The following is a 19,386-nucleotide window of genomic DNA, read 5'->3' on the forward strand; positions in this document are numbered from 1 at the left end:
TTTATTTTAATCAAAACTAACTTATGTCCAGACAACCCAAGCTAGAACGTTTTAACAATCTTGTAAAATCAAAGTATCAGGTTTATAATAGTCTTTTTATGACTTTGCCGTTTCACGGCATTACAGACACCGGTGTGCTGTTACCGCTTTTTGATAGAATCTGCACACGTGGTTATGATAACAAATACAATCCTGAGAAAATAGTCAACTACTTTTTTGATAAATACCAACGAGATGTTTCTGAAGATGATCGTTACGATCTATTATTTCGTTTTATACAATATATAGAGCGGCAGGTGGTTCTTTTTGATGCAATTGAAGATGCTGCGTACCGTACTGTCAATAATATGGATGGGCGCGGTACTTTACGAAACATAAAAGAGGAGGCAGAAGCACAATCAAAAACAGGAGAACTGCAGGAGTATCTACAGGATTTTAAAATACGTCCAGTACTTACCGCACACCCTACACAATTTTATCCGGGAGCAGTATTAGGCATTATCAATGATTTAAGTAAAGCGCTTAATGATAATGACCTTGAGATGATAAAAAATCTTTTATCTCAATTAGGTAAAACACCATTTTTTAAGAAAGAAAAACCAACGCCTTATGATGAGGCGGTAAGTTTAATCTGGTATTTAGAAAATGTATTCTATAAAGCTGCAAGTCATATATATAACTACTTACAGCAAAATGTATTTAAAGGTGAATTTTTTGACAATCAAGTTATTGATTTAGGCTTTTGGCCGGGTGGTGACCGTGATGGAAACCCTTTTGTAACTACAGAAATTACACTTAAAGTTGCCTCTCGCTTAAGGAATACCATTATTAAAAATTACTATCGTGATGTACGTAATCTAAGACGTAGAATAACTTTTAATGGTACTGAAGCTCCATTGGCAGATATAGAACGTAGACTTTACGACAGTATCTTTTTGCCGGGTGATCAATTAAAAATAACTGTTGATGAATTAAACAGCACGCTAATACGCATACGTCAAATAGTTATTGAGCGTCATGAAGGTTTATTTGTTGAGCAAATAGACGATTTACTGAATAAGATAAAGATGTTTGGTTTCCATTTTGCAGTATTAGATATTCGTCAGGATAGTCGGGTACATATGCACGTAATGGAGGAAATTGTTAAGCAAAGTGCTAAAGACAATTTGGGGATTTTTCCAGATAATTTTGCAGAACTTTCAGAAGCTGAGCAAATAACTATTTTGCAAGATGTAAAAGGTACAATAGATCCTGCTACTTTAGAAGATGAGATTGCCCGCAAAACGCTAGAAAGCATTTATGCGATGCGCGAAATTCAAAAACACAATGGCGAGCGTAGTTGTAATAGATACATTATAAGTAACAATCAAACGGGACTTAATGTGATGCACGCATTTTCTATGTTTCATCTAACCGGTTGGGAAAATCCATTTGTTGATATCGTTCCGTTATTTGAGACGGTGCCAGATTTAAAAATTGCTCACGAGGTTATGCGTAAGTTGTATACAAATCCTGCATATGCAAAACATCTAAAGCAGCGTAATATGAAGCAGACCATTATGTTAGGTTTTAGTGATGGTACTAAAGATGGTGGATATTTAATGGCAAACTGGAGTATTTTTAAAGCTAAAGAAGAGCTTACCAAGGTTTCTCGCGAATTTGGAATTAAAGTAATTTTCTTTGATGGTAGAGGAGGACCTCCAGCTCGTGGTGGTGGTAAAACACACCAGTTCTACGCTTCATTAGGAGAAACTATTGAAGATGAAGAAATACAATTAACAGTACAGGGTCAAACCATTAGTTCAAACTTTGGTACACCAGACTCCTGCCAGTATAACTTAGAGCAATTATTAAGTTCAGGTATATTTAACGGTGTGTTTTCAGAAAAAGGAAAAGCATTCCCTGAAGAAGATCGTTCTACAATGGAAGAATTGGCTGAATTGAGTTATAAAGCCTATTCAGACTTTAAGGAGCATCCTAACTTTTTAGGATATCTAGAGCGTATGAGTACCTTAAAATATTATGCAAAAACGAATATAGGTAGTCGCCCTAGTAAACGAGGAAAAAGCGAGAAGCTTAATTTTTCAGATTTAAGAGCGATACCATTTGTGGGATCTTGGTCTCAACTAAAACAGAATGTTCCCGGTTTTTATGGTGTAGGTACTGCTATTGAAGTTTTTGAAAAACGTGGTGACTTTGAAAAAGTACAAGATTTATACAAAAACAGCTTGTTTTTTAGAACGCTTTTAGAAAACAGTATGATGTCGTTAACCAAGTCTTTCTTTGGTCTTACAGCTTATATGCACGATGATCCTGAATTTGGTTCTTTTTGGGATATCATTCACGATGAGTACGAGCGTACAAAGCGATTATTGTTAAAGGTAAGTGGTTATTCTGAATTAATGGAAGAAGAACAGGCAGGTAAAGCATCTATTCAAGAGCGGGAGCGTATCGTATTGCCACTCTTAACGATACAACAATTTGCGTTGAAAAAAATTCAGGAAATGCAACGGGAAGAAAATCCTGATCAGGCGAAATTAGAAATGTTTGAGAAGATGGTGACTCGTTCTTTATTTGGGAATATTAATGCTAGTCGTAATTCGGCTTAATTATGAATGTGACCGCACTTGAGGAGAATGAATACAATGCTTTTTACAACACTTATATTAGTAAGGTAAATCCCGAATATAACTTAGTGGAAGCTTTAGAATATGGTTATGAAAATTATTGTTTGTTTTATGAACGTATTCCTGAAGAAAAATGGACTTATGCATATGACACCGGTAAATGGTCTATTTTAGAGTCGCTATTACACGTGATTGACACTGAGCGCATTTTTGCGTATAGAGCATTGCGAATCGGTAGGGGTGACAAAACTCCATTATCAGGTTTTGAGCAGGATGATTATATTTTACCTTCAGGAGCTAACTTTCGTACGATGCCAAGTTTGCTCGAAGAATATCGTCAGGTAAGATTATGCACTATTAACCTGTTTAAAAATTTGTCTGCTCAGCCACTTCGTGAAATAGGAACCGCTAGTAATAGTGCACTATCAGGACGTGCAGCAGGCTTTATAATTTGTGGTCACGAGATACACCATGCTCATATTATTAGAACCAGATATTTAGAATAAAGTTAAAGTGATTATTTAAATCAGAAAGCTGTAATGAATTAGTATTACAGCTTTTTTTATTGAATATCATTTAAGAGTAATACGTTTTTAGAATTACATATAATTAAAGATGTTTAGGGTTTAATTATACATAACTCTAAATAATTCTCACTAACTTTAATAAGACCTGGTAACTATTCTTATGAATCGGCAAGTAGATGAATTTATTGCAGACGCTAAACCCTTTAGTACTATTTTACAGTTACTAAGAACATTAATTCTTAATTGTAATTTGGTTGAAGATTTTAAGTGGCGGAATCCTTGTTATACGTACAATTCAAAAAATGTTATTTTATTAAGTGTTTTTAAATCTTATTGCGCAATTACTTTTATAAAAGGAGAGTTGCTTAACGATTCACAACACCTGTTACTTAGTGCAGGGCCTAATACAAAAGCCGCCCGGGTGATTAAATTTACTTCAGATAAAGACGTTTTGAATTTAAGTGAGATAATTAAGTCATACATATGTGAAGCAAGAGAAATAGAAAAATTAGGGATTAAAGTCAGCCATAATAAGCCGATAGATTCTATTTTTCCCATTGAATTAGAACAAGCATTTAACCTTGATTTTTCTTTTAAAAGTGCTTTTTACAAACTTACTCCAGGAAGACAACGCGGATATCTGATCTATTTTAGTGGGGCTAAACAAGTCAAGACCCGTATTTCAAGAATAGATAGCTATAAGATTAAGATATTAGATGGTTTTGGATTAAATGATTGCATTTGTGGTTTATCAAAGAAGATGCCTGCCTGTGATGGGGCACATAAAATATTAAATAAATAAATACGTCTAATTAGTGGGTAAATGCCATAATTAGAATGATAAACAAAACCTGCAATTTTGCAGGTTGCTTAATTTAATCTTTTAATGCGGCATCAAAATCCTGCATCCATTTGCCGTGTACTTTGAGAACTTGCTCAATTACATCGCGAACACAGCCTTTGCCGCCTTTTTTGTGTGAAACATATTTAGAAACCTCTTTAATTTCTTTTACTGCATCCTGTGGACAGCAAGGTAAGCCCACTTTTTGCATTACAGGGAAATCAGGAATGTCATCGCCCATATACAAGATGTTTTCCGGGTTAATTTTATGTTCTGTAATAAAATCATTGAAAAAATCTATTTTAGAATGGGCTCCCAAATGAATATCTGTAACTCCTAGTGCTTGAAGTCTGCTGCGTACGCCTTCATTAGTACCGCCACTAATTATACAAATTTTAAAATTATGATTGAGAGCTGTTTTCAATGCATAACCGTCTTTTACATTCATACTCCGCATCATCTCACCCTGGGTATTAATTAAAAGACTACCATCTGTCATTACGCCATCTACGTCAAAAATAAATGTGGTAATGTCTTTTAAATGTTCTTTATAACTCTTATCGCTCATAATACTTTAAAATTGATTGGGTTAGTGTTTTGTAAATAGCTTTTTGTGCGTCATTGGTTAGCGCCTCAGACTGTTTATTTATTGTAATTGTGTCACCGCGTTTTGCTGGTCCTGTTTGTGAATTTTCGGGTCCTAATTCAAAGGCTTTTGCGATGGTCTCTTCCATTAATGGTTTTAATAAATTAAAAGAAACCCCGTTGTCTTTACATAACTGTTTTGCTTCAGTAAGAATATGATTGCTAAAATTATTACTGAATACAGCAGCTAGATGTAATGCGGCACGTTGTGTTGAATTTATAGTATAACTTTCCGCAGATAGACAAGCTGAAAGATATTGTAAAGTAGAAAAATCATCTTCAAGCTTTACTTCAATACAAAATGGTATTTTACTGTAATTCAGTATTTTTGACTTTGTAAATGTTTGTAAAGGATAAAATACACCACAACGCTTAAGTGTTACTAAAACTTCTAGTGAAGTGCTTCCTGAAGTGTGTACTACGAGTGACTTAACTCCTTCAAGTGTATTTACTATTTCTGAAATGGCACTATCACTTACTGCAATAATTATTACGTCAGATAGGTAGGTATTAGATAGTGAAGTAGTAGTCGTGGCAAACGGAATAAAGTCTATCAACGATTCTTCACTTCTCCCTACAATAAATTGCAGATTAACGTCTTGCGCTAAACTAAAAGCCTGTGCAAGGTGAAAAGCAACATTACCGGTACCTATTATAGAAAGGGTTATCACATTTCAAAAGTACATAAAATAGACGTAAAGTATTAGTAATAGCAAGCGTTAAACCTTTATTAATGCTCTTTTGTTTTGTACCTTTGCGCCATCAAAAAAATGGCTTTTTTACCATGCAAAAACGTATCGCAGATTTCCTGTTTTCTACTCGATTAATGGCTCTTTTATTTATTGTTTACGCGGTGGCTATGGCTACAGGAACAATATTAGATGCTGGCCAAGAAACCTCACCAACTCCCTACACTAGAGAGCTTGTTTATGAAGCCTGGTGGTTTGAGCTTATTCACCTTATGTTTATTATAAACTTTGTGGGTAACATTGCACGCTTCAAGCTGTGGCGCAGATCAAAATGGTCTACATTAGTATTTCACTTATCTTTTATTTTAATCATTTTTGGAGCAGCCTGGACACGATATGTGGGCTTTGAGGGTGTTATGCCTATACGAGAAGGAGAAACTGAAAACACATTTCTAAGTGACCGCACGTATTTAAGTGTATTTATAGATGGAGAAAGAGATGGCCAGCCTATGCGTCGTAAACTGGAGCCAAAACGTTTGAATTTATCTACCCGGCTTAATAATGACTTTAATTGGGAAACAGATTTTGCCGGTAAGCCAGTAAATATTTCATTTTCAAAATTTATAGATGGGGCAGAAGAAGGTCTTATAGAAGACACCGATGGTCTCAATCAATTGAAAATTGTTGAAGCAGGCGACGGGCAAAGACACGAGCATTATCTTGAGGAAGGTCAGGTTGCAAGCATACACAATGTGCTTTTTGCATTAAACACGCCTACTGAAGGTGCTATTAATATAGGTTTTGACGGTGAGAAATATACCATACAAACACCTTATGGTGGGAGTACACGAGTTATGGCTACTCAAACGGATTATGAGGTTGTTAAAGACTCTGTGCAGGAATTAAAATTGAGATCTCTTTACCAGTTAGGCGGAATGCAGTTTGTTATACCTGAGCCGGTGATGAAAGGTAAAAACGGTATTGTAGAAGCCTTCCCAAAACAAAAAGGACAGGCAGATGCTCTTTTTGTAACCATTAAAACAAAAGATGGAGAGGAGACTCTGGGTCTTTTAGGTGGTAAAGGTTATAATAATGAAATGGAATCTGTAAAAATAGGAGATCTTACCTTTCATATGAATTACGGAAGTCAGGCTGTTGAACTTCCTTTTGGTATTACTTTAAACGATTTTATTGCAGAACGCTACCCGGGTACTACCAATGTGTATTCTTCTTATAAAAGTAAAATTACAGTTGTTGAAGGTGATGACTCTACATTTGATTACGACATATTTATGAATCACGTTTTAGATTACAAAGGCTATCGCTTTTTTCAGGCGAGTTTTAGTCCAGATGAATTGGGTACTGTTTTATCTGTAAATCACGATGCTGTAGGTACGTGGATCACCTATATAGGGTATTTCTTATTATATCTGGGACTTATGATTATTCTTTTTGATAAAGGAAGCCGTTTTGGTGATTTAAAGGTGAGACTAGACAAAGTAAAAGCCCGCAAAGCAAAACTTTCTGTTGTGGTTATTCTTTTCGCCCTTGGCGGAAATATTCTTACAGCACAGGAAGAGCAGGTGGTTGTAGAGAATGGTAATACCGAAGTTGTACAGGAACAACCTCAGGATTTCATTCCCGGTACTGCAGTTGTAGATGAGGAAAATCATACGCTTCCTAAACAAGCAGAAATAGATTCCATTTTAAAACAAAATACCATCCCTGCAGCAGAAGCTGCCAAATTTGGTAAAATGGTTATTCAGGATGATAAAGGTCGTATGATGCCGGTAAACTCATTTGCCAGTAAATTACTGCGCAAATTAAGCCGAAGTGATTCTTACCAGGGAATGACTGCAGATCAGGTTTTTCTTTCTATGGTAGAATCTCCTTTTTTCTGGTATAATGTTGATTTTATTTACTTAAAACCTGCTAATGACAGCTTGCGAGGTATAATAGGTATTCCTAAAGACCAGAAGTACGCAAGTGCACTTGATTTTTTAGATAGTCAGGGGCGCAATAAACTAGATGTATATATTACAAATGCCTATCAAGCTGAAGTTAAAAATAGTTTCGATAAAGATTTTATAGATATAGCAGAGCGTTTAGGTCTGTTAAGTCGTGCCGTAAGTGGTGAGATTTTAAAGATTTTTCCGTTAATAGATGACGAGAACAATAAATGGGTTTCCTATCCTGAGCTGAATGAAGCAGGTTATAAAGGGATGGATTCTTTATACACGAAGCAAATTCTTCCTCTTTATTTTTCCGCTTTGCGTGAAGGGAAAGACACGGGCGATTTTTCTAAAGCAGATACGTTTTTAAAAAGCATTCGTAGTTTTCAAGAAAAACATGGTGGTGAGATTATGCCTTCTCAGGATAAAATAGATGCTGAAGTTTACTACAACAAGCACGATATTTTTACAAAGCTGTATTGGATGTATTTACTTGCCAGCGTATTTATGTTCGTGTTTGTAATCATACGCATATTTAAAGAAACCCGTTTTGTTAAATGGATGGTTTATGCCGGTGGTGGAGCAGTTACTATACTTTTTGCATTGCACACGCTCGGTTTAATCTGGCGTTGGTATATCTCTGGTCACGCACCGTGGAGTGATGCGTATGAGTCAATTTTATATGTAGGTTGGGCAACTATGTTTTTTGGTTTGGCCTTCGGCCGAAAAAGTTCGCTTACTATCGCCAGTACAGCTTTTGTAGCCGGTTTCATATTATGGGGAGCTAGTATGAACTGGTTAAATCCGGAAATTGCAAATCTACAACCTGTTTTAGATAGTTATTGGCTAATGATACACGTAGCAGTAATTGTTGCGAGTTATGGGCCATTTACTTTAGGGATGATTTTAGGGCTGGTTTCATTATTACTTATGCTACTTACAAACAGTAAGAATAAATTAAAAATGGAACTCAACATTAAAGAGCTCACCATCATTAATGAGATGGCATTGACCGTAGGTCTTGTTATGTTAACAATAGGAAACTTCTTAGGTGGACAATGGGCTAATGAGAGTTGGGGTCGCTACTGGGGATGGGATCCTAAAGAAACCTGGGCGCTTATAAGTATAATGGTTTATGCATTTGTTATACATATGCGCTTAGTACCTGGTTTACGTGGTAGATGGTTTTTTAATCTAATGTCTATTTTAGCATATGGTAGCATTATGATGACCTATTTTGGGGTTAATTTCTGGCTTTCAGGATTGCACAGTTATGCGAGTGGAGAGAATATTTTAAATTTAAATAGAGCACTTGGTATTATGGGTGGTGTGATTGTATTTGCATTGATCGCTTATCCTAAATACAAGAAATTTTATAAAAAGTAAAATTGTAGTTGTTGATACTATAAAATTGAATTTTGAGATATAAAAAAAGGGAGATCGCGTAAGCTTTCTCCCTTTTTTCTATTAATATGTTTGCTAACTTATTTAAAGTTCTCCTACCATATCTTCAGGTTTAACCCATTCATCAAATTCTTCGGCAGTAACATAACCTAGATTTACGGCTTCTTCTTTAAGCGTAGTGCCATTATCGTGTGCTGTATTTGCAATTTCCGCAGCTTTATAATAGCCAATTTTAGTGTTTAAAGCGGTTACAAGCATTAATGAGTTATCAAGCATCGTTTTAATGCGAGCGTGATTTGGTTCAATACCTGCAGCGCAATGTTCTTCAAAAGAAATACATGCATCCCCTATAAGTTGAGCACTGTGTAAAAAGTTTGCAGCCATTACAGGTTTAAAAACATTTAACTCATATTGACCTTGCATACCACCTACAGCGATTGCCATATCATTTCCTATTACCTGAGCGCAAACCATTGTCATAGCTTCACATTGGGTAGGGTTTACCTTACCCGGCATAATTGAAGAACCTGGTTCATTTGCAGGAATCTTGATTTCACCAATTCCTGAGCGTGGACCACTGGCAAGCATTCTTATATCATTTGCAATTTTATTTAAAGACACCGCAAGTTGCTTAAGCGCACCATGAGATTCTACAATTGCATCGTGTGCTGCAAGAGCCTCAAACTTATTGTCTGCCGTTTTAAAGGGCTGTTCAGTAAATTTAGCAATATAGTCTGCTACTAGTTTGTCATACCCTTTAGGAGTGTTTAATCCCGTACCTACTGCGGTACCACCCAGAGCCAACTCAGAAAGGTGATCTAGTGTATGTTCAAGAGCTTTTATACCGTGATCTAATTGAGATACATATCCCGAAAATTCCTGACCCAGAGTTAGGGGAGTAGCATCCATTAAATGTGTACGACCTATTTTAACCACTTCGCGGAAATCATCTGACTTTAGCTTAAGCGTATTTCTAAGTTTAATAACACCCGGAAGGGTGACTTCCATCACTTTTTTATAGGCGGCAATATGCATTCCTGTTGGGAAGGTATCGTTTGAAGACTGAGATTTATTTACATCATCATTTGCCTGAAGAGTTTTCTCACCATCTCCTAAAGTCTTACCGGCAAGTATATGAGCACGGTTAGCGATAACCTCATTCACATTCATATTACTTTGAGTCCCAGAACCCGTTTGCCAGATTACCAGCGGAAATTGGTCATCGTGCTTACCTTCAAGAATCTCATCGCAAACTTGAGCAATAAGGTCTCTTTTTTCTTCAGATAAAACTCCTAATTCTGCATTAGTATAAGCAGCTGCTTTTTTTAGATAAGCAAAGCCGTAAATGATTTCAATAGGCATCGACGCCGGATTTCCTATTTTAAAATTATTGCGAGAACGCTCAGTTTGTGCGCCCCAGATTTTTTCTGCTGGTACTTTAACTTCGCCCAGCGTATCTTTCTCTATTCTGAATTCCATAAGGTTATTTTAGTAGTCTTACAAAAATAATGGTTTGTCGTTAAATACCGCAGTTTAGGTTAGTTATAAATCTCTTTATAAAATCAAATTTGAGTTGCATATTATGTAAGATAATCGCTAAATTTGCAACAAGACAAAAACCATATTATGTTCGAATTTGATCAATACTTAGGCTTCTTAGCGTTTTTAACCATTTTAACTATAGGTTTCTGGTTAATGATATTTTTAGTTTCTATTCTTCCATACTGGATAGGTGGAGCTTTCGTAGAGCGTATGAAAGAAATACGTGAAAAGAAAAAAGCAGAACGTGTGAATTAAACTTACACCTTTATCATACTAAAAGCCCTGATTTTAATTAATCAGGGCTTTTTTATTTGAAATAATATTAAAGTAACTATTTGGTCTTTAAAAAAATCAACCCATGAGTTCCTAAAGTACCGTATAATACGTTAAGAGCATCCTCTTTTTTTAATAGCTGAAATTTTTCAACCTCTGCATTTGTATATAAATTTAAATCTTTAATCTTTGCTGGTTTACCATTAATAACAACTCCAGGATATTCCCAATGATTAGTAGCTTCAGTTATAGAAAATTCTTTTCTTATCTCTTCCTCAGCATTTGTATAAAAATCAGTTTTTTTAATTTCTGAACCAAGAAATCGGTCAATTTGTATACCAGACATTCCCCAGCCATAAGCTCCCGGTTTCAAAGAGTTTAAATACTCATTTCTTAGTTTCTTAGCATCAATTGTTTTGTTGATCATTTCAAGTAATGTATTGAGCGTATAACACTTCTCACAATTACGATAATATGGAGACCAGTAACTTACCATTCTATAAGTTGTGGGAGTAGCTAATTCTACATAAACAAAACTTCCATCAATGCCCCGATAGGAATCGCCGGTTATTTGATTCAAATCTTTTTCAAGAATTTTATCATAAATCTCTTTTGATAAGTCTGAAGAAAAAATTGTGGTTCCAATTGCTGCATCATTTCCTTGTGTAACTATTTTATAACTGGAAGAAGCCGTGTCAGCATAGTTTAGCGTGTAAACTTGATGATTTCTCCAAATCCTAATATTGAAAGAATCAGTCGTTTTTCGCAAATCTTTTAAATCAAATCGAATTAGTTTATCAGATAATTGTTTTTCATAATTAACTGTTATCTGATTTTCAGATTGTTCTATCTTCTTTTGACTAAATACTAAATTGCAAAAAAGCAGAACTAAAATATATGGATAACTTCTCATATTTAATTTTACAAAAAAAATACGAGCCGTGTTCAAAGACTCCTTTTTTTTTAATTTCATTGTAAATCAAAATTCCTTTTTTAAAGTTTTATAATTTTTACCTAAAATCTCCATTAAAAAAGCCATCTTGAAAAAGATGGCTTTTAGTAAATAGGAATGAAAGGTATTGTCTTAAATTATCCTTGAAAATCACCTTCATCGTCACCAGTATTTTGTGGGCGAGAAGGTTTTTCATTTTTACGTTGATTAAAACGGTAAACAAACGATAAGTTTATTTGACGCTGTCTCCATTGAAATTCACTATCTCTGGTGAAGAAGTCGTTAGTTGTAAATTGATTACGTTTTCTGCCGTTAAACAAGTCGCTTACGTTCATAGATACCGTACCGTTATCACCAAAAACATCTTTGCTAAATGCTAAATCTACAGATAGAATACCATCGGTATCAGATTGTGCGTTTTGAGAAGCACCTCTGTAATTAGCATTGGTTTGCCAATCGATTTTGAAAGGCAATGATACTTTTGAACTGAAACGCGCAAAATAGCTTGTGTTTTTAGCGCTGTAATCAACTTCGTTAAAAAACCCTTCCGTATTAAACTGGAAAAAGTTGAAGCTACCATTTAATCGCAACCATTTAGCAGGATTGTACAACAGGCCTAATTCGGCACCTATACGCTCGTTACTTGATAGATTAATAGGAATAGTACGTATTACCGTATTGCCATTTGTATTAGTTCCCTGACCTTGTAATTCAATAATCTCATCTACGCGCTCAAATGAAGCTTTTTCTTTTTGGTAGTAAATAGAAGAAGTTAATGTCACTTTATCCCAACGTTTTAAATATCCTACATCATAGGCGTTAGAGAATGCAGGTTGTAAATTAGGATTTCCCTGAAATACGTTATTTCTACTACTTCTATCTGGGAATGGATTTAAAAACCAACCACGAGGGCGATTGATACGACGGTTATATCCTAAAGTGATATTCTCGCGCTCTGCAATTTCTAAAGTAACATTTAGGGTAGGGAATAGACCTAAATAATTATTGTCAAAGTCTGTATCAATTGGGAAACCAAAAATACCCTGTAGTTGTTCTTCATTTAAAGAAGAACCTATTTTACCTTTTAACTGTGTGTTTTCTAAGCGCAAACCGGCCAATACTGATACTTTCCCAAATTTACTACCTAATTGGGTATAGACAGCATTTACATTCTCTGTGTAATCAAATATATTACTTAGGGTGTCATTGCGCACAAAATTATTTGTGTTTGCAATTTGTTCTTGATTTACAGCAAAATCTGTGATTTCATTTTGAAAACTTCCGCGATATCCTGCTTCAAATTGCCATTCTTCAGCGAAGGGTAAAACATAATCAGCCTGTACTAAATATTCTTTTTGCTGCTCATCAGTAAATAATCGTTCACCTATGATGGGCGTTGTATTTTCAGTATCTAAAGTAATATCTTCATTAATCCTGGTATTCTGTTTTTCTTTAGAATTTTCATATTGAAAATCTGCTGTTAGTTGATGACCTTCATCATTAAATTTATTGATATAGTTTAATGAAAATTGGTAGCTGTTATCTTTTTCTTTTTGATTTTCTACACGTGTCGTCTCAAGCACTTTTGCAGCGTCTCTAAAACTTTGAGTAAGGTTTGTCGTCTCATCTACATCATTACCATTTCTATAAAATACAGAAGCAGTTAAAGAGGATTTATCATTAAGATAATATTCAATGCCCAGATTGGTATTAAAACCTCTGTTTAAACGCTGTATATCACGGTCTTCAATTATGCGATCATAAGTAGGGTTTATGTCTGCAGAAGATAAATAGTTAGTATCAAAAAAACCATTACCAGGAGAGCTTGAATATCGATAACCTGTAGTATTAAAAATATTATATTTTTCGGTACGTAAATTTAAGTTAGCAGAAACACTTGCTAAATCAGGGTTTCCAATGCTTGTATTTACTGAACCATTAAATCCTAACGTTTTTTCTTTACGTAGAATGATGTTTAATATACCCGCCGTACCTTCTGCATCATATCTTGCGGAAGGAGATGTAATAACTTCAACACGTTCAATAGCATCTGCCGGAAGCTGACGTAGAACATCTGTGTTTCCAAAACCTGCTATTGCCGAAGGTTTACCGTTAATAAGAATACGTACATTCTCATTTCCTCTCAGACTTATGCCACCTTCAACATCTACAGTAACCGAAGGTACATTATTTAAGGCGTCACTTACTGTACCACCTGCGGTGGTTAAGTCTTTACCTATGTTGTAGATTTTTTTATCTAACCGAATATCTACAGTAGTCGTTTCTGCAATTACAGTTACTTCATCAAGATTTGAAGCTGCAAATTCTAACTGAATTGTACCTAGATTAAGATTTTCGGTAATGGTTTTGTTTAAAATTAAAGGTTGAAAGGAAATGTACTCAATTTTAATCGTGTACTTTCCGGGAGCAACTTCAATTTTAAAAGAACCAGATGTATCTGTGATTCCTCCTTCAACATCTGTTGAATTATTAGCATCTGTTACAGTAACAGTAGCATACTCGAGAGGTATACCGGCATCTTTATCTACTACTGTACCCGAAATGGTAAATTTAGAAGAAGAGGATTGTGCAAATGTGAATGCTGTAAAAAGCAACAGCATGCATAGCGTAAGCGTATTTTTCATAATCAATTTTTGGTTTCGCAAATTAGACTATGATGACGCAATAGGTTTAAAGTGATAGTGGTTAAACTTCTGTTAAAAGAAAAACGTTTTATCTTAACAAGTTCTTAATGTTTTCTAGGGGTCTGCCTACAACAGCTTCATTGTCAAGTATAACAATAGGACGTTCAATTAGCTTTGGGTTTTCTACCATAATTTGAATTAATTCTTTTTCAGAATATTCTTTCCCTTTAAACTTTTCTTTCCACACGGCTTCACCCTTTCTTATGAGTTCAATGGGTTGTATACCTAATTTGCCTATGACTGCAGCAAGTTCTATATAAGAAGGTGTGTCTTCTAAATATTTTACAACATCAAATTCTTTTCCTGATTCTTCTAGTAAGGCAAGACCCTGTCTGCTTTTTGAACAACGCGGATTGTGGTATATTTTTAACATATTATAATTCGTTACTGGTTTCTTTTTGACCGCTCATCATTAAGAACGCTTTTAAAAATAGATCAATGTCACCATCTAATACGGCATCTGTATTTCCGGTTTCTGCGCCTGTACGTACATCTTTTACAAGTTTATACGGGTGTAAAACATAGTTGCGTATTTGTGAACCCCACTCAATACTTTTCTTTTCAGATTCTATCTCATCACGAGCCGCTTGTCTTTTCTTCAGTTCTATCTCATACAACTGTGATTTAAGCATTTGCATCGCTTTCTCGCGGTTTTCTAACTGAGAACGAGTCTCACTGTTGTGAATGATAATTCCGGTAGGGTGGTGGGTAAGTATAGCTTTAGTTTCTACTTTGTTCACATTTTGACCACCGGCACCAGAAGATCTTGCAAAGTCCCAACTAATATCGGCAGGATTTATCTCAATCTGTATTGTATCATCTACTAAAGGATAAATATATACCGAAGCAAAGGAGGTGTGGCGTTTGCCATTACTGTCAAACGGAGATATACGTACCAGTCTGTGTACACCATTATCTCCTTTTAACCATCCAAAAGCAAATGGTCCATCAATTTCAAGTGTTACGGTCTTTACACCGGCAACATCACCTTCCTGATAATTGAGTTCTTTAATTTTGAATCCATTTTTCTCACTCCACATAAGATACATACGCATAAGCATTGCTGCCCAGTCACAACTTTCGGTACCACCGGCACCTGCAGTAATTTGTAGAACGGCACTTAGATCATCACCTTCTTCAGAAAGCATGTTCTTAAACTCCATACCCTCTATAAGTTTAACTACCGTATCGTATTGCTTTACTACTTCAGTCTCTGTTGCGTCGCCTTCTTTGTAGAATTCCAGTAAAACACCTAAATCTTCTATTAAGGATAATGACTTTTCAAAATCTTCTACCCATTTTTTCTTTTCGCGTAACGCGCGCATAAGGAGTTCGGCTTCTTTAGGATCGTTCCAGAAATTAGGGTCAAATGTTTTTTCTTCTTCGTTTTGTATTTCTATTCGTTTCTGATCTATACCTAAATGTAATTTTAGCGCATCAGTGCGCTGCACAAGATATTTGATCTGATCGCTAGTTACCATGATTAACCTGTTTGTGGGAAAGTTACTATTTTATTGTCAAAATAAAATGACCTGTAACTAGTAAGGCTTCTGTATTTGCTGCTGTTTTTGTTGTTGCTGCTGCTGTTGCTGTTGTTGCTGCCACTGCAATTGCATATCCTTTTGCTGAGTAAAAGGTAGGGGATCAATATCTTGTGACTGTGGGATGACATCTGGTTCACTTTCATTATGTGAAATAACTTCTACAGTATAAACGGTTTCATTTTTAGCAGAACTGCTAAAAATAATTCCTTTAATAGGAGCACAGTCATTATAATCTTTCCCGTGAGCAACTTTAATATGATTTTCTAAAGCAATTAAATCATTAGTAGGGTCAAAACCAAGCCAGCCTTTTTCAGGAATGTAGCATTCTGCCCAGGCGTGCATTTGAGAATCTCCTATGTAGCCATTACCCTGATGTAAATACCCCGAAGTATATCGTGCAGGAATATTATTAGCACGAGCAATAGCAATAAATAAATGTGTAAAATCCTGACAAACACCTTCTGAACGTTGCAAAAATTCATTTAATGTTGTCGTAACAGATGTAACTTTTTGTTTGAATGTAAAATTGGTAAATATGTAGTTATTTAAATTTTGAAGATTGTCAAAAATTGATTGCTCTTTTGAAAATTTAAATGGCAGATTTCCTGCGGAAAGTAATGTTAAGTCTGTTGAACCTAAAAAACGTTCATGTTTAATTTTAAAATCCAGATTTTCTATAGTTGTATAATGCTCCTGATTTACAAAACTATCTAATGCAGAAAATGGATTGACAACAGTTTTACTTACGATATAGTTTGCCTCAAAAGTAATTTCTGAAAAGGGTTTTTTAGGATGTATACGTACAATTTCAAAACCGTAAGTATTTGTAGTTTCTTCTAATGCCGCTCCCAGAGAATTTTTAAATTCTGCAATGCGAATGCTTTGTTCTTCAGATTCTTCCGGTTTAATAAGAAATTGCCAAAGGGCCTCATTTACCTGAGCTTCATACTTATTTTCAGCTCTATATTTAATTATATAATCCAAAATGTCTGGGGTTTTAGTAACGGGTAAAATTAGCTATTTAAAACTTAGAAAAATATTTATTTAATATTTAAAGTACTCGTTTTCAATCTTTTTTGCAATTTCTATAAGTGTATCCTGTATTTCTTCAATAAACAATTCTACGTTTTCTTCAATCTTATCTACAGTCTTATAACAGTATTCACCATGTGTTTTGCCAATTAAAAATGCAGCAGAATCACTTTTAGGGTGTTTCTCTTGATTTAATAAACTAATATGATTATTAACCTGTACGAGACTATTCATTACAGAACGTGGACAATCGCGATTAAGTATTAAAAACTCTAATGTACTTATGCTGGTAGGTGTCTTTTTATAATATCTACGCATCATATCATACGATTCAATACATTTTAGAAGCGTTACCCATTCATAACTTTTACTAAACTTGTCGCCATAACTTCCTTGTGATTTTAAAGCATCATAATATTTTGATTGTATAATACGTACAACCTGCGTTGCACGCTCGATATTAACACCAAGCATAATTATCGCATACACTTCATCGTGTAGCAAGGTTCCTCTTATTTTACCACGTATAACTGCTGTAGATTCTGCTACCTGAGTTGAAAAATCATACAAACCCTTTTTTACAAAAAAGTCTGCATTGTAGTTTAAAACGAAGTGATAAAATTTATTCAGAGATTCATAGAGCTCTGTAGAGATCAAATCCCGGGCTCCATTGGCATTTTCACGTGCAAACTTAACACAGTTAAGAATAGAGTAGGGAGCATCTTTATTGAGGCCCATATCATAAAATACATTCTGTTCGGTAAGTTCATAGCCATCGGGAACAGGACCATTTGCCATAAACAACAACGAATGAAGTACGAGTTCACGAGATTGAGACTTTTCATTAGGTGCGTCTAAAGAAGAGAAGTAATTAACATTGAGGTATCGTGCAAGGTGTTCGGCACGCTCAATATATCGTCCCATCCAGAATAAGTTATTTGCTACTCGTGCAAGCATAAGTTTGGTTTTTTCTTAATTATGATTAGTTGGCGTATAGGTGTGTGGGTATTCTAACCTTTTAAAACCCAGGTATCTTTAGAACCGCCTCCCTGTGAGGAGTTCACAATTAGATTTCCTTTTTTCAGAGCTACACGCGTAAGACCGCCTTTGAGAACAAAATCTTTATTGGCTCCCAGCAAACAATAAGTTCTTAAATCTACATGTCTGGATTCAAACGACTGGCTATCTTCAATATAGGTAGCGTGCACCGAAAGACTCATAATAGGTTGGGCTATGTATTTTCTTGGTGCAGCAATTATGGTTTTCTTTACCTTTTCGATCTCCTCTTTAGTAAGTGTATTTCCTATAGATATACCATAACCGCCGGCTTCATCAACTGGTTTAATAACTAGCTTGTCTATGTTTTCTAAAACATATTTCATCTCATCGGGTCTGCTGCAATGATATGTATGTACATTATTCAATATAGGTTCTTCGCCTAAATAGTACTTGATAATTTCAGGCATATAGGTATAAACAGCCTTATCATCTGCAACGCCGGTTCCCGGAGCATTTACTAAACATACATTGCCATTTTTATAAGCCGAAAATAAACCCGGAACGCCCAACATAGATTTAGGGTTAAACTCCAGAGGATCTAAAAATTGATCATCTACGCGACGGTAAATTACATCTACTCGTTGTGGGCCGCGAATGGTTTGCATATACACAAAATCATTTTCTACAAATAGATCACGACCTTCTACAAGTTCTACACCCATAGCTTTTGCCAAATACGAATGCTCGTAATAAGCAGAATTATAAACTCCCGGAGTGATTACTACACAATTAGGCTCATCTACACCACGGGGTTTAACAGACTCCATCATTTCTAACAAATTCTGAGCATAATCTGTAACAGTGTGTGCATTGTAATGATTAAATACACCAAAGAGTGCACGCTTTAGAGCTGTACGATTACATATAACGTAACTTACCCCTGAGGGGCAGCGAATGTTATCTTCAAGAACATAATACTTACCATCAGAATGTTTGATTAAATCGGTTCCCGATACGTGATTGTAAATTCCGCCCGGAGGATCTACACCTATCATTTGATGCAGATAGTTTGCAGACGAACTTATAAGATCTAAGGGTACAATACCCTGTTTAATTATTTTTTTATCGTGGTAAATATCCCAAATGAAATGATTTAACGCTTTGCTGCGCTGTAAAACACCACGTTCTATGACATCCCACTCTTTTTGGTCTATAATACGAGGAAACAAATCAAAAGGAAATATTTTTTCCTTGGCTTCTTTATCATTATATACCTGAAAGGTAATTCCTTGATTAAAAAAAGAGGCTTTTGCTTTTTCATTTAATTTTGCGAAGTCCTGACTAGAATGGCCACTGTATAAATCAAACAAGGTTTGATATACCTTTTTTACATTGCCTTTTTCATCAAATATCTCATCGTAAAATTTGGTATCTTTTTCATAAGAAGCAAAAATAGATTGTTGGGTTTCTGACATAGGTTGATTTCTTTGATGTTAAAATAGCAATTATATAGTAAATCGCTTATAATTAAATCTTAATTATTCCGGTTTTAATTCATATAAAAACAGTTTTTAATTAAATTTTTAGGAATCTTTCAATAGGCTTTATTATACCGATACAGACTTGTTTTTGATTTATTTGGCTAATTTTAGAG

The 19,386-nt window shown here is 35.1% G+C and carries 15 protein-coding genes; 5 read left to right on the forward strand and 10 right to left on the reverse strand.

Translation table 11 applies throughout. The features are described 5' to 3' along the window. Positions 1-23: 23 nt before the first annotated feature. The 3 genes from P164_RS04320 to P164_RS04330 all read left to right on the forward strand — a co-directional run bounded on the left by P164_RS04320 (position 24) and on the right by P164_RS04330 (position 3,956). Entirely contained in the window at positions 24-2,609 is a 2,586-nt protein-coding gene (locus P164_RS04320) for a phosphoenolpyruvate carboxylase (protein ID WP_028375240.1), read from the forward strand. 2 nt (positions 2,610-2,611) lie between these two features. Beyond that, positions 2,612-3,133: a DinB family protein gene (locus tag P164_RS04325; protein ID WP_028375241.1), complete on the forward strand. Its 522-nt coding sequence runs from the start codon at positions 2,612-2,614 to the stop codon at positions 3,131-3,133. Between the two features lie 181 nt (positions 3,134-3,314). After that, on the forward strand, positions 3,315-3,956 hold the full coding sequence (locus P164_RS04330) for a DUF1801 domain-containing protein (RefSeq protein WP_081817312.1): 642 nt from the start codon (positions 3,315-3,317) through the stop codon (positions 3,954-3,956). A 73-nt stretch (positions 3,957-4,029) separates the two neighbouring features. Here the strand turns inward: P164_RS04330 and P164_RS04335 are convergent, their stop codons facing one another. After that, entirely contained in the window at positions 4,030-4,563 is a 534-nt protein-coding gene (locus P164_RS04335) for a KdsC family phosphatase (RefSeq protein WP_028375242.1), read from the reverse strand. Continuing rightward, positions 4,553-5,311, reverse strand: a complete 759-nt coding sequence (locus tag P164_RS04340; protein WP_028375243.1) for a Rossmann-like and DUF2520 domain-containing protein — start codon at positions 5,309-5,311, stop codon at positions 4,553-4,555. The genes P164_RS04335 and P164_RS04340 overlap by 11 nt, the downstream gene beginning before the upstream one ends. Positions 5,312-5,424: 113 nt before the next feature. Here P164_RS04340 and ccsA point away from each other — a divergent pair, with 113 nt between their 5' ends. Continuing rightward, a complete protein-coding gene (gene ccsA, locus P164_RS04345) occupies positions 5,425-8,667 on the forward strand; it encodes a cytochrome c biogenesis protein CcsA (protein ID WP_028375244.1) in 3,243 nt (1,080 codons plus the stop codon). A gap of 102 nt (positions 8,668-8,769) precedes the next feature. Here the strand turns inward: ccsA and fumC are convergent, their stop codons facing one another. Next, positions 8,770-10,164 carry a class II fumarate hydratase gene (fumC, locus tag P164_RS04350; RefSeq protein ID WP_028375245.1) on the reverse strand — a complete coding sequence of 465 codons (1,395 nt, stop codon included), beginning with the start codon at positions 10,162-10,164 and terminating at the stop codon, positions 8,770-8,772. A gap of 147 nt (positions 10,165-10,311) precedes the next feature. Between fumC and P164_RS18785 the strand changes: the two genes are divergently transcribed. Continuing rightward, positions 10,312-10,482, forward strand: coding sequence for a hypothetical protein (locus P164_RS18785; RefSeq protein WP_028375246.1), 171 nt, complete (start codon positions 10,312-10,314; stop codon positions 10,480-10,482). A gap of 76 nt (positions 10,483-10,558) precedes the next feature. On the opposite strand, the gene P164_RS04355 is transcribed toward P164_RS18785, so the two are convergent. The 7 genes from P164_RS04355 to P164_RS04385 form a co-directional block, all read right to left on the reverse strand. Next, positions 10,559-11,473 (reverse strand): hypothetical protein, encoded by a 915-nt coding sequence (locus tag P164_RS04355; RefSeq protein ID WP_028375247.1) that lies wholly within the window; start codon positions 11,471-11,473, stop codon positions 10,559-10,561. 116 nt (positions 11,474-11,589) lie between these two features. Then, positions 11,590-14,097 (reverse strand): outer membrane beta-barrel family protein, encoded by a 2,508-nt coding sequence (locus P164_RS04360; protein ID WP_028375248.1) that lies wholly within the window; start codon positions 14,095-14,097, stop codon positions 11,590-11,592. A gap of 88 nt (positions 14,098-14,185) precedes the next feature. After that, the gene (gene arsC / locus P164_RS04365) at positions 14,186-14,530 is read right to left on the reverse strand and encodes an arsenate reductase (glutaredoxin) (protein WP_028375249.1); all 345 of its coding nucleotides are present in this window, start codon (positions 14,528-14,530) and stop codon (positions 14,186-14,188) included. A 1-nt stretch (position 14,531) separates the two neighbouring features. Continuing rightward, positions 14,532-15,638 (reverse strand): peptide chain release factor 2, encoded by a 1,107-nt coding sequence (prfB, locus tag P164_RS04370; RefSeq protein WP_028375250.1) that lies wholly within the window; start codon positions 15,636-15,638, stop codon positions 14,532-14,534. 57 nt (positions 15,639-15,695) lie between these two features. Beyond that, positions 15,696-16,685, reverse strand: coding sequence for a transglutaminase-like domain-containing protein (locus P164_RS04375; RefSeq protein WP_028375251.1), 990 nt, complete (start codon positions 16,683-16,685; stop codon positions 15,696-15,698). 60 nt (positions 16,686-16,745) lie between these two features. After that, positions 16,746-17,690 carry an alpha-E domain-containing protein gene (locus tag P164_RS04380; RefSeq protein ID WP_028375252.1) on the reverse strand — a complete coding sequence of 315 codons (945 nt, stop codon included), beginning with the start codon at positions 17,688-17,690 and terminating at the stop codon, positions 16,746-16,748. 53 nt (positions 17,691-17,743) lie between these two features. Then, positions 17,744-19,207, reverse strand: a complete 1,464-nt coding sequence (locus P164_RS04385; protein WP_028375253.1) for a circularly permuted type 2 ATP-grasp protein — start codon at positions 19,205-19,207, stop codon at positions 17,744-17,746. Positions 19,208-19,386 lie beyond the last annotated feature (179 nt).

The sequence above is a fragment of the Leeuwenhoekiella sp. MAR_2009_132 genome (assembly GCF_000687915.1).
Classification (GTDB): domain Bacteria; phylum Bacteroidota; class Bacteroidia; order Flavobacteriales; family Flavobacteriaceae; genus Leeuwenhoekiella.

Excerpts from the sequence above, each read along its gene's own strand:
- P164_RS04320 (WP_028375240.1), top strand. The coding sequence starts at position 24 with ATGTCCAGACAACCCAAGCTAGAACGTTTTAACAATCTTGTAAAATCA.
- P164_RS04325 (WP_028375241.1), top strand. The coding sequence starts at position 2,612 with ATGAATGTGACCGCACTTGAGGAGAATGAATACAATGCTTTTTACAAC.
- P164_RS04330 (WP_081817312.1), top strand. The coding sequence starts at position 3,315 with ATGAATCGGCAAGTAGATGAATTTATTGCAGACGCTAAACCCTTTAGT.
- P164_RS04335 (WP_028375242.1), bottom strand. The coding sequence starts at position 4,563 with ATGAGCGATAAGAGTTATAAAGAACATTTAAAAGACATTACCACATTT.
- ccsA (WP_028375244.1), top strand. The coding sequence starts at position 5,425 with ATGCAAAAACGTATCGCAGATTTCCTGTTTTCTACTCGATTAATGGCT.
- fumC (WP_028375245.1), bottom strand. The coding sequence starts at position 10,164 with ATGGAATTCAGAATAGAGAAAGATACGCTGGGCGAAGTTAAAGTACCA.
- P164_RS18785 (WP_028375246.1), top strand. The coding sequence starts at position 10,312 with ATGTTCGAATTTGATCAATACTTAGGCTTCTTAGCGTTTTTAACCATT.
- P164_RS04355 (WP_028375247.1), bottom strand. The coding sequence starts at position 11,473 with ATGAAATTAAAAAAAAAGGAGTCTTTGAACACGGCTCGTATTTTTTTT.
- P164_RS04360 (WP_028375248.1), bottom strand. The coding sequence starts at position 14,097 with ATGAAAAATACGCTTACGCTATGCATGCTGTTGCTTTTTACAGCATTC.
- arsC (WP_028375249.1), bottom strand. The coding sequence starts at position 14,530 with ATGTTAAAAATATACCACAATCCGCGTTGTTCAAAAAGCAGACAGGGT.
- prfB (WP_028375250.1), bottom strand. The coding sequence starts at position 15,638 with ATGGTAACTAGCGATCAGATCAAATATCTTGTGCAGCGCACTGATGCG.
- P164_RS04380 (WP_028375252.1), bottom strand. The coding sequence starts at position 17,690 with ATGCTTGCACGAGTAGCAAATAACTTATTCTGGATGGGACGATATATT.
- P164_RS04385 (WP_028375253.1), bottom strand. The coding sequence starts at position 19,207 with ATGTCAGAAACCCAACAATCTATTTTTGCTTCTTATGAAAAAGATACC.